This window comes from Paenibacillus sp. CAU 1782, assembly GCF_054551715.1.
In genome coordinates, this window is the sequence record NZ_JBTOLL010000014.1 from 1 (window position 1) to 9,745 (window position 9,745).

General features: G+C 54.6%; 7 protein-coding genes and 1 pseudogene. 3 read left to right on the forward strand and 5 right to left on the reverse strand.

The window, feature by feature from the left end; translation table 11 throughout:
• Positions 1-590: 590 nt before the first annotated feature.
• The 5 genes from ACX93W_RS20890 to ACX93W_RS20910 form a co-directional block, all read right to left on the reverse strand.
• Positions 591-1,265, reverse strand: a complete 675-nt coding sequence (locus ACX93W_RS20890) for an SOS response-associated peptidase (RefSeq protein WP_459394308.1) — start codon at positions 1,263-1,265, stop codon at positions 591-593.
• Between the two features lie 179 nt (positions 1,266-1,444).
• Positions 1,445-2,299, reverse strand: a complete 855-nt coding sequence (locus ACX93W_RS20895) for a helix-turn-helix transcriptional regulator (protein ID WP_459394309.1) — start codon at positions 2,297-2,299, stop codon at positions 1,445-1,447.
• 223 nt (positions 2,300-2,522) lie between these two features.
• Positions 2,523-3,206, reverse strand: coding sequence for a hypothetical protein (locus ACX93W_RS20900; protein WP_459394310.1), 684 nt, complete (start codon positions 3,204-3,206; stop codon positions 2,523-2,525).
• The gene (locus ACX93W_RS20905) at positions 3,206-3,655 is read right to left on the reverse strand and encodes a flavodoxin (protein WP_459394311.1); all 450 of its coding nucleotides are present in this window, start codon (positions 3,653-3,655) and stop codon (positions 3,206-3,208) included. Before ACX93W_RS20905 ends, ACX93W_RS20900 begins: the two co-directional genes overlap by 1 nt.
• 46 nt (positions 3,656-3,701) lie before the next feature.
• On the reverse strand, positions 3,702-4,505 hold the full coding sequence (locus ACX93W_RS20910) for a hypothetical protein (RefSeq protein ID WP_459394312.1): 804 nt from the start codon (positions 4,503-4,505) through the stop codon (positions 3,702-3,704).
• A gap of 345 nt (positions 4,506-4,850) precedes the next feature.
• Between ACX93W_RS20910 and ACX93W_RS20915 the strand changes: the two genes are divergently transcribed.
• The 3 genes and pseudogenes from ACX93W_RS20915 to ACX93W_RS20925 form a co-directional block, all read left to right on the forward strand.
• A complete protein-coding gene (locus tag ACX93W_RS20915) occupies positions 4,851-7,214 on the forward strand; it encodes an exosporium glycoprotein BclB-related protein (protein WP_459394313.1) in 2,364 nt (787 codons plus the stop codon).
• Positions 7,215-7,451: 237 nt separating this feature from the next.
• Entirely contained in the window at positions 7,452-8,510 is a 1,059-nt protein-coding gene (locus ACX93W_RS20920) for a hypothetical protein (protein WP_459394314.1), read from the forward strand.
• A 300-nt stretch (positions 8,511-8,810) separates the two neighbouring features.
• A pseudogene (locus tag ACX93W_RS20925) lies at positions 8,811-9,745 on the forward strand (hypothetical protein); the annotation flags it as partial.

Below are 9,745 nucleotides of genomic sequence, written 5' to 3' on the forward strand. Positions count from 1 at the left end.
ATACCTCTAATCCAGGGGGCTGGCCCCCAGCTATTTATCGCGAAAGAGTGCTATCACAAGCAGCCTAGTAACGGGATTTCTGTATGAGTGTGTTTTCAAACTGCACTTTTATTGACAACTCCAGAGCGACCAATTTCCGGCTCCCCTTTAAATAAACCGGTAAAAGAAACAAACCCTTAAAAGCGGTTTATTTAAAGGAGGAGCCTTCCACTTCTTGCGGAATTAACGCCATTAAACAGCCCTTAACCCTACCAAGGGCTACACCGGTTTAACCTATCATTCATTTTGGCATCACTGACATCACTATCCCCCCCCTTCCTAATCGCGGGCCAAACTTGTCTAGTGTGCCTTATGTCTGCCCTATGTCTGCACTATGCACTATATCTGCCCTATATCTGCCCTATGCACTATGTCTGCCCTATATCTGCCCTATGTCTGCACTATGCACTATGTCTGCCCTATATCTGCCCTATGCACTATGTCTGCCCTATGTCTGCTATGTCTGCCTTATATCTGCCTATGTCTGCCCTATCGGAATCTGCTCTATCTTAGTCAGCCCTCCCGAGGGCTTTTAAACTGGCTCCCGTCCTTCAGGCAAAATCGCCCATCGATATTTCCAGCACGCAATCCGGGGACTCGTATTGTTCATCGTGCACGGCGTTGGTAACCGGATAGGAACGCATCAGGTATCCCTCCAACGGCTCCAAATGCTTGCGGAGCCGGCTGAATTCCCGCTCCTTCGGATTTAGCCACTCCTCGACTCCGTCCTCATCCAGAATGATGGGCACCTTTGGCTGCCAGGCAGACATGTGGCCGGCGGAAGCTGCCGTCAGCATCGTAAAGGCCCGCTCCTCCCTGCCCCCGAAATGCCTCCAGCTATCGAAAAAGCCCGCTATCGCGAGTAAAGGCTGAGTCGGAACAGTCGTATACATGGCGCGGGGATCGCGTTCGTTGCCAATGATCTTTTGGCCGTAAAAACCGCTGCACGGAATGACACAACGCTGGGTTTGAAGCATTCGGTGGAGGTAAGGCTTTTCCCCGAGCGTCTCATGATCCGTATTAACAGCATCCCTCGCCCAAAACGGGAATAGTCCCCAGCGGGATTCCTGAAGCACACGCCGGTCATGACGATCATTCATAATAATGGAGGCGGTTTGCGTTGGAGCCACATTAAACCGGTTGCCCATATCGCTCATAATCTGCCGGACGCCAAATTTCACTGCCACTTCACCCGTATCAGCCGTTAACGAAAAACGTTCAATCATCGCCTCTATCTCCTTTTGCCTGCGGCACGCGTAATTGAATCCATTTTTTGCTATCCGGCTCATAATTATGCATGAAAAAAAGAGCAAACTAAAACAACCAGATCTCAGCACAGCCAAATGCGGCATGTGCAAAATCCGGTTGTCAAGTCATCAGGTTGTTAGTTTGTTAGGTTGTTCCGTTAGTGAGACGTAAAGCGCTTGCGGAATTTAAGAGGCGGCATGCCGGTATGTGCAGCGAAAAGCCGAGAGAAATGCGGCGTTTGGCGGAAACCCGTATCCTCCGCAACCTTGGCGATTGTCCAGTCCGTCTTGATCAAAAGCAGCTTGGCCTGGTCAAGGCGATAATAGAGCAGATACTGCTGCGGCGTGCAGCCAAATACCTCCGACATGCAGCGCGTAATATAGTTGGTGTGCAATTCCAGCGATTCGCTCAACATGGCGTTAGTAATCGGCAATCGATAATTCATTTTCAGGTATGCCGCTGCCCGCTCCGCGACGGATACCGCGGCTTTCGCCGCATCGGAACGCCATCCCTCGTCCAGCATTTGCAGCAAATGAAGAAAACGCTGTTGGCGATCCCAGAATGCTCCGTGCGAGGAGCTTTGGGCGGCATCATGCAGTTGCGAAAATACCTGCGAAGCCTCTTCCGGGTACGTGAGCTTCATTTTTTTGGGCACCCGTATCGCATAGGTGTAGTAATCGCCTCGCAGCGTGCCGGGCTGGTTGGCCGGCGTTTCCTCCCATGCCCCTACCGTCTGAAAATGAACCCAGTCAAAGGTTGTTTCCTCCGTGCAGGGATGGAACGAATAGTGCCAGCGGTCCGGCCTAAGGATAAGCACGTCGCCCGGCTCCAGAGTCCAACGACGGTCCTCCTCCGCAATAGAAAGTGCTCCTTTATGCACAAACAAAAGGTCAAACACCCCGATATTGGAGCGGTTGGGATGTTCTTCTCCAGGCTTGTATGTCAACCGGTTCGATTCCACAAAAAAAGGAAGCGGCGGCGAGCGAAACGTCAGCAATAAATCATCTGTCAAAACAAATCTCCTCCAGCCATGCGTTAGTCCATCATCAATTGGTGCTTCACCCTAATGGCGCTTCACTTCATTTTAATGGTCGACCCGCCAAAGGACAACGACTTTTCGACAGACTTCCGGCCTGATTCCAAAAAAATAACGCTCTGCAGCAAACGGAACTCGTTGTCCGTTGCTGCAAAGCGTTTGAAATGCCCGGTTGACGCTATCGCGCCGAATGATCGCGTTAGTTGCGAAGGGTCAAATTCCCATTTTCGTTCACAACCATGCTTTTGACCAGTTTCATATAATCCAGCGATTCCTCCAGGGATTCCTGGTCAGGCTTCCAAGCAATGATTTTCCCGGACAAAGGAAGAAGCGCTTCAATGCGAGACGGAAGCCTTCCGAATGCATAACGCCCAAACACGGCCGTCATGTGACGGTATAGACTCAATGAATCGGCATTTTCATCCGCAACCAGCTTTTGCACGGTATAATCGCCGTTGCCATCGGAATGCATGCACACCATGTGAAAATGCTGCGACAATTCCATATCCAGCTCCTCCACGTATACGGAAAACGACTCGAAACGGGCCATTATCGTCCCCTCGCAGGGACGATGTACCAAAAAGGACTGCAAGTTAGAGGTGATTTGATGTTTGATCTGGAGGAAATGCTCCGCGGAATGAAATTGGTAATGGCGATTGGTAAACCGCCGCATCACCGACCGCTCCACCATTTCATCGCTTCGCTGATCGTACGGCTTAAGGCAAATGTCAAAAGCGGACAAGCATGCGGATTGAAGAGCCAGGTCGGTCCAGCTTCCGGCGGTTTGTCCGCAACCCCCTTGGCGGCCCTTCTGCCTCGGGGCTGCTTGATCGCGCAGCAATCGTTCAATCTGCGCGTCTTCCATCCGTACCGGAGGTGTCATTACCCCTTGCACAACACACCCGCCATGGCCGCGCCAATAGCTTTCCCTTGTTCCTTTTCTTCATCGGAGGCGTTGTATTCAAACTTCAGGCTTTCGACTACGATTTCGGCTCCAAGCTCCTTCAGTTTTTTTTCAATAAGGTCGACAGCTCCGCAATAGTCGGGATACGAGGTGTCGCCAGAACCAAATACAGCAGCTTGCTTGCCGCTCAGATCAAGACTCTCCATATCCTCGTAAAAGTCCAGAAACTCGTCCGGAAGCTCGCCGTCTCCCCATGTGTACGCGCCCAGTATAATCCCGTCGTACTGGAGCAGGTCCTCCGCTTTAGCGTCATAAGCTTCCTTGAGCGTAACCTCAAGCCCCGCTTCCCTCGCTCCTGCTGTGATGGCCTCCGCCATCTCTTCCGTATTTCCTGTCAAACTCGCATACACCACAATCACTTTAGTCATTCCCGTTTCCTCCCAGAGCTTATATCCTCAAATTAAGTTTCTTTCTCTATAACTGCATAGACTGAACGCCCTGGAAGAGCGTAGCCATATAAAGCTGTTTTCCTTGAACGTCCACATCCGTGACGGGAAAACCAAGCTTGACGGACAAAAGCACAAGCCGATCTCCCATGTAAGTCAGGGTGAACAATCCCTGATCGGTGCAAACGTAGATGTCCCGCCCTTTGGCGGTGACGGAGAATACGAATTTGCCGCCAAACTTGATTCGGTCAAACCGCCCTTTTTTGTCCCCGACGAACAATTCGCCTTGATCGCTTGTGCCAATCAGATGGCCGCGATAAACGGCAAGACTCGCAATGCTGCGTTCCAACTCGAACTCCGCCCACTCATCCATAAAGCGGTCATATAGGGAAATGCCTTTGTTGTGGCCAACAATCAGATATTGCGGCAGGTTCATAAAATCGTAGATGCTTTTCCCTTCACAGGCAAGATAGCCCCATTTTGCCCCCGTTTTAATCCATAGGCCATCGTCAGTTCCTGCATATTGCGTCCCGCCGATATCCCGGTACTGGTAGCTGGGGAGGGACAAACCGTCATTTTCCCAATGGTCGCCCGTCCATTCGTAGAGGCCGTGACTCGTGCAGGCATGCAAAAGTTCATTTTGAAGCTGCAGCCGATGAATGCTGGTCGTGTCTTCCAGCCCTTTATTTAGTTTATCCCAGGATTCTATGGTGCTATCGATTTCATAAACGCCATAGCCGACCGATGCGGCATAGACGCCTTCCGGTCCCGCTTTAATCGATGAAAAAGGGAATAGCAGCCAATTCCAAGGTTTTTGAATGCCCGTCTGCATAATGATGCTCCTTTCTTGTCTATGCGTCGCTCCTGTCTTGCACTTCCGGTCGTTTCCGCTATCTATATAGTCGTTCCGCTTCGCGCGGATTTGGTTACAGCCTGACCATATTATTCATCAATATTATTATGATAATGATTATCACTGTCGTATATATGATAAACATTCTCAGTTATTCTGTCAATGCCGCGCTCCCCCTCCTCTTGCAGAGCCCTGCCCATCCTTGGCGTTGTCCCTAACAGCGCCCATTTTTCGAAAAATAGACAAACGCCTATCCATGATCGCCCTTGCACCCAAACCATTCAGGACATTAGACCATAAACTAAATAAACTTCAGGGAGGTGCATGGATCTGGACTTTTCATCTAAACGCAAACAACGCCGAAGAGGCGCGTCCAAAACGGTATGGATCAGTAAATACAGAAGTAAAAAGGCGAAAAAACCGCTGAAATCTGCAAGCTCGGGCACGGCTGTCAAAAAGGACAGAATTATCATTCAGGGAGGCGCAAGGCCTCACCACGATTGCGAAGACGAATTTGTTGGACCGGGAGGCTTTCCGGGCCCTATTGGCCCCATCGGCGATCGCGGGAAACGGGGCAAGCGAGGCAAACGCGGACATGACGGCGACCGGGGGCCAACTGGCGCGACCGGGGCGACGGGAGCCACTGGCGCGACCGGGGCGACCGGGGCTACAGGCGCCACTGGAGCTACGGGAGCTACAGGCGCGACAGGTCCATCCGGCGGACCACCGGGGCCAACCGGGGGGACGGGCGCAACAGGAGCGCAAGGCCCTCAAGGGCCACAGGGGCCTCAGGGTACTCAAGGGGCGATAGGTCCACAAGGACCTCAAGGCACTCAAGGCGATCCTGGCGCCCAGGGACCCCAAGGGCCTGCGGGTCCTCAAGGCGCGCAAGGCCAGCAGGGACCACAGGGTCCTGCCGGACCGCAAGGCCAGCAGGGACCGCAAGGCAATGCCGGCGCTATCGGACCGCAAGGACCGCAGGGCAATGCGGGTGCTGCCGGCTCAACGGGAGCGACTGGCGCTACAGGGCAGCAGGGGCCGGCCGGACCTCAAGGGCCTCAAGGTTTTCAAGGTCAAACCGGCGCTACCGGTTCGACGGGATCGGCCGGACCCCAAGGCGCTATCGGGCCGCAAGGGCCTCAAGGCCCCGCGGGCGCAACAGGCTCGACAGGATCTGCCGGTCCTCAGGGCTCCATTGGCCCCCAAGGCCCTCAAGGTGACGCAGGACCTCAGGGACCGTCCGGGCTTCAAGGACCGGCTGGACCGCAAGGACCGGTCGGACCGCAAGGGCCCGCCGGAACAACTGGTGCTACTGGACCTACCGGAGCAACGGGAGCTGCCGGCTCCACCGGGTCAACAGGCGCAACGGGGCCAAGCGGGGCGACCGGACCAACGGGCGATACCGGACCAACGGGGCCAACCGGCGCGACCGGTGTCGGCGAAACCGGAGCTACAGGGGCGACCGGCTCAACGGGCGATACTGGACCGACGGGGCCAACCGGCGCGACCGGTGTCGGTGATACCGGACCTACAGGGGCGACCGGCTCAACGGGCGATACTGGACCGACGGGGCCAACCGGCGCTACCGGTGTCGGTGATACCGGACCTACAGGGGCGACTGGCTCGACGGGCGCTACTGGACCGACGGGGCCAACCGGCGCTACCGGTGTCGGTGATACCGGACCTACAGGGGCGACTGGACCGACGGGACCTACAGGCGCTACTGGTACGGGCGATACCGGACCAACAGGTCCAACCGGCGCGACAGGCTCAACGGGCGCGACGGGACCTACAGGCGCGACTGGTGCGGGTAATACCGGACCAACCGGCGCGACTGGATCCACGGGGGCAACTGGACCGACGGGGTCGACCGGCGCTACCGGTGTGGGAGTTACCGGACCAACCGGCGCAACAGGCGTCGGAGTAACTGGACCGACCGGCGCGACTGGATCCACGGGGGCAACTGGACCGACGGGGCCGACCGGTGTGACAGGTCCAACAGGAGCAACTGGGCCAACAGGTCCTACGGGTGCTACCGGCATTGGAGAAGTTGGGCCAGCTGGCGCAACAGGCTCCACGGGAGCAACCGGAGCTACTGGTTTAGATGGCGCGACTGGACCAACTGGCGCCGATGGCCCAACGGGGCCAACCGGACTGCCAGGAAGCGGCGCGATCATTCCGTTTGCCTCGGGACTGCCGCTTGCTTTAACAACAATTGTTGGAGGATTAGCGGGCACGGCGAGTTTGGTCGGGTTTGGAAATAGCGGTCCTCTGCTTAGTGTTTTGGGGGCTTCAATCGACCTTACAGGCGCAGCCGGAACATTGCTGAACTTTGCGTTTACGGTTCCCAATGACAGTGTCATTACTTCCATCGCCGCCTTCTTTAGCACCACTGCTGCCCTTACTTTAATTGGTACCACTGTTACAGTGAATGCACAGCTCTATAGTTCATCAACGCCTAACAATATTTTCTCACCTATAGCAGGGACCAGCTTGTCGCTCACTCCCGGCTTAACCGGACTGATTAGCATCGGAGACATCAGCAGAGGGCGCTTAGACGGGCTTAATATACCAGTGACTGCTGAAACCCGATTGCTCCTCGTATTTTCGGCTACTGCCAGCGGCGTTACGCTGATTAATACGGTTGCTGGCTATGGCAGCGCTGGCGTCACAATTGTAGAAACCTGACTTGCATCACGCATAATTAAAAAAGATCTGGCCGGCTGCTGTTCCAGTCGGCTTGTTTCTTTTTGTTTTATTCAATTGAAATTTTTCATACTCCTCCCTATTCCAACTCTCCTCTACACATCGGACCTAGCAGGCATTCGACCAATTTTTCGCTTTTTTCATATTTTTTCCACAACGCACACTCAAGCAATCTATGAATCTCGTAATATATCGAGTAACAAAAAGGAGGGGTAAAAAATGAGTGATCTATTTACTGGCAAGACCGTTATACGTTTAAGCAAGTCAGGATTACAGAGTAAAGAAGGTTCGCTCACCATCCATGCTCGCAAGGATAAAGAAAAATGCGGTAAAAAGAAGAAAAAAAAGCACAAAGATGAATGTTGCGAGGAGAAATGCAAGAGAGGGCCACGAGGGCCAAAAGGCGAGCGGGGACCTAAAGGCGCAACGGGAGCTACTGGAGCCACTGGCGCTACTGGGGCGACGGGAGCTACCGGCGCGACTGGGACAAGCGGGGCCACCGGTACTACTGGTGCTACGGGTGCTACTGGTGCTACTGGTGCTACTGGTGCTACTGGCGCTACGGGTAGCGGCGGCACCGGCCCGACTGGACCAACCGGACCTACAGGACCTACAGGTGCTACTGGCCCGACCGGTCCATCTGGTGCGACTGGCGCCACAGGTGCTACTGGCGCTACGGGTAGCGGCGGCACCGGCCCGACTGGACCAACCGGACCTACAGGACCTACAGGTGCTACTGGCCCGACCGGTCCATCTGGTGCGACTGGCGCCACAGGTGCTACTGGCCCGACCGGTCCAACTGGTGCTACTGGCGCTACTGGCGCTACTGGCGCTACTGGTGCTACTGGTGCTACTGGTTCGTCAGGGGAACTGGAAAGCTTCCTGACAGCCTGGCGAGAATTTGCCGGACCAGGTACAGATGCGGTTCCTGCAGGTACTGCTGTAACATTCACGAACGGCTTTTCCATAGGGCCTGCTTTTTCTGCTTTTACACCGCCAAGCGCTACAGTAACCATTTTGGAAACAGGTTATTACAACGTATCCTTCAGTGTTCATAATCAAGGCAATGCCCAAGGCTTTGATATTGAGGTTGGCGGTGTTCCAGTTACCTCGCTGCCGTTCACTGGCGATGGCGGCGGCCCAACAACAGGCGAAATCATCATTCCGATCACAACTGTTCCTACAACGCTCCAGATTGTCAATAATGACAACGTTGCCGTTCAATTGCACAACGATACAAACGCAACATTAACAATTACAAAGATAGCTTCCATCTAAAAATGTGTAACACTATCAGAACCCCAGGCAATTTTACTGGGGTTCTATCTTTGTTCCATTTTTCTGATCATCCCACGCTTCAGATAAACGTAAAAACGTTTCTGGGAGAAAGCAGCTTCGCAAATCACCCTTTTCTCAGAAACTCTTCGTTTTCTAGCTTGCCGCCTCAATTTCGCATGTCTTACTAGAGCAAAATTATTTCCCAAACACACACTCAACGATCTCTTAAACTTCATAATATATCACCAATACATGAAGGAGGTGCTCAATCTGGATAATCCACTAGATAAAAAGAGAGTTTTGCGCATAAGCAAAACTAAAACATCTATTAAAAGTAAAAAAAGCTCCCTCGAAGTACAATCCAGCAAAGAATCCTGCGACAAAAAAAAGAAAAAGAAGAAGCACAAAAAACACTGCAAGGGTAAAATCAAATTTCTGAGGGGTCCACGCGGACCACGTGGTTTTAGAGGACCTGAAGGCCCAACTGGGGAACCCGGACCACACGGCGAACGCGGAAAACGCGGAAAACGGGGAAAACGCGGCCACAGAGGAGACGATGGAGCAACTGGCGCTACTGGCGCAACGGGTTCAACAGGATCAGCAGGCGCTACAGGTGCGACTGGGGTTACGGGATCAACAGGTGCCACAGGTGCGACGGGTGCCACTGGTTCAACAGGCGCTACAGGTGCGACGGGCGCCACTGGTTCAACAGGCGCTACAGGTGCGACGGGTGCCACTGGTTCAACAGGATCGACAGGTACAGGCGTTACAGGGCCAACGGGACCAACCGGGCCGACGGGCGCTGCTGGAGCGACGGGTGCTACGGGCGCCGATGGCGTTATTGGACCAACCGGACCGACGGGCGCTACGGGGGCGACTGGCGCTGATGGCGTTACTGGACCAACTGGACCGACGGGTGCCGATGGCGTCACTGGGCCAACCGGACCGACGGGCGCTACGGGGGCGACTGGCGCTGATGGCGTGACTGGACCAACAGGACCTACGGGCGCGACTGGTGCAACTGGGGCTGATGGCGTAACTGGACCAACAGGACCTACGGGCGCAACTGGCGCCGATGGCGCGACTGGACCGACAGGAGCTACAGGTGCAACTGGCGCCGATGGCGCGACTGGACCAACTGGAGCTACAGGTGCAACTGGCGCCGATGGCGCGACTGGACCAACTGGAGCTACAGGTGCAACGGGGGCCGATGGCGCGACTGGACCAACAGGAGC

What these genes read in the sequence shown, in the direction of transcription:
- ACX93W_RS20900 (WP_459394310.1), bottom strand. Translation starts at nt 3,206, where the DNA reads ATGACACCTCCGGTACGGATGGAAGACGCGCAGATTGAACGATTGCTG.
- ACX93W_RS20890 (WP_459394308.1), bottom strand. Translation starts at nt 1,265, where the DNA reads ATGATTGAACGTTTTTCGTTAACGGCTGATACGGGTGAAGTGGCAGTG.
- ACX93W_RS20905 (WP_459394311.1), bottom strand. Translation starts at nt 3,655, where the DNA reads ATGACTAAAGTGATTGTGGTGTATGCGAGTTTGACAGGAAATACGGAA.
- ACX93W_RS20920 (WP_459394314.1), top strand. Translation starts at nt 7,452, where the DNA reads ATGAGTGATCTATTTACTGGCAAGACCGTTATACGTTTAAGCAAGTCA.
- ACX93W_RS20910 (WP_459394312.1), bottom strand. Translation starts at nt 4,505, where the DNA reads ATGCAGACGGGCATTCAAAAACCTTGGAATTGGCTGCTATTCCCTTTT.
- ACX93W_RS20915 (WP_459394313.1), top strand. Translation starts at nt 4,851, where the DNA reads ATGGATCTGGACTTTTCATCTAAACGCAAACAACGCCGAAGAGGCGCG.